This is a genomic window from uncultured Campylobacter sp., assembly GCF_938031315.1.
Lineage (GTDB): Bacteria > Campylobacterota > Campylobacteria > Campylobacterales > Campylobacteraceae > Campylobacter_B.
In genome coordinates, this window is sequence record NZ_CALHHT010000226.1 from 1 (window position 1) to 1089 (window position 1089).

Below are 1089 nucleotides of genomic sequence, written 5' to 3' on the forward strand. Positions count from 1 at the left end.
TTGTTAGGATATTGTTTCTTATTAAGATCGCAACGATCTGCTCTTCAATCTTTGTCATCGCGATCACCAATAAATTTTAATCGAGCTGAGTTTATCGCCCGTATAAAGTGCAACTACCATCTTTTTTACCGATTCCTCTTCCTTAATAAAAAGCTCGGCGCGCTCGCCGCTCTCTAGGGTAAAGACATACGTATCACTCTTTTTTACGTATGCTCTCTCCGTAAATTTATCAAAAATTTCAGACAAAATATAATTAATTTTAGGCGTTCTTATATAGCTTATGTCTACGCCGTCGCAAAGCGCCAAATAAAGCATCTTTTTTTGAAAAATTATGGTCGAATAAAGAGAAGCATTCTCGCGAGCCTCTTTCGTCTTATAAAGCATCACCGTAGGCACGACGAGCTCATTTACCTTATCCATCTTCAAGCAGGCCTTTGCATACATATTCGCAAGCGCCTCGCTCTGCTCCTCGATAAATAAATTTCTCACGCTTTCTTGACAGATTCGGTTATACTGCCCTATCTGATCCCAGTTGCGCACGTCATCGGCGCTAACTGCAAATAACGACGCGATCGCAAAAGCTAAAATATATAAAATTTTCATAATTGCCCGTTTCTAATTTTTGAAATAAGACTTGAAATTTCGCTATTTTTCGCTTTTGCGTTGAAGGTTTCAAGAGCGTAAAGCGCATCCTCTTTACGACCTTTTTTATAATTGGCTTTAGCAAAAATTATCCAGCTAGTAACGTTATCTTTATCAAGCTCGTTTGAAGTAAGAGCCCATTTGATCGCATTATCGTAGTCCTTTTTATTATACGCTTCCTCAGCCAATGAAAGCGAATACTCGATCTTATTCGTAGCGTAAAATTTACTCTCCAAAGTCTGTTTATCGCTACTTAAATTTGAAGTTTTAATCTCGATTCTTGAGCTTAGCGGAGCACTACTTGCAGTATTTGCAGAAGTGCTTGAAAAATTTGATTTAGGCGGCATCGGAGCACGACCGAAATCTATAACTTCATTTTTAGGCGGTTGATTTGCAAAAGCCCCATTATTCGCATTAGGCACATTAAACGTAGGGGCATTTTGCCCA

2 protein-coding genes are annotated in these 1089 nt (G+C 38.8%); both read right to left on the reverse strand.

Translation table 11 applies throughout. The features are described from left to right. Positions 1-63 precede the first annotated feature (63 nt). The gene (locus Q0236_RS05750) at positions 64-603 is read right to left on the reverse strand and encodes a hypothetical protein (protein WP_297915959.1); all 540 of its coding nucleotides are present in this window, start codon (positions 601-603) and stop codon (positions 64-66) included. Continuing rightward, the coding region (locus tag Q0236_RS05755) for a tetratricopeptide repeat protein (RefSeq protein ID WP_367274738.1) at positions 600-1089 on the reverse strand (490 nt) is incomplete at its 5' end. The genes Q0236_RS05755 and Q0236_RS05750, both read right to left, overlap by 4 nt.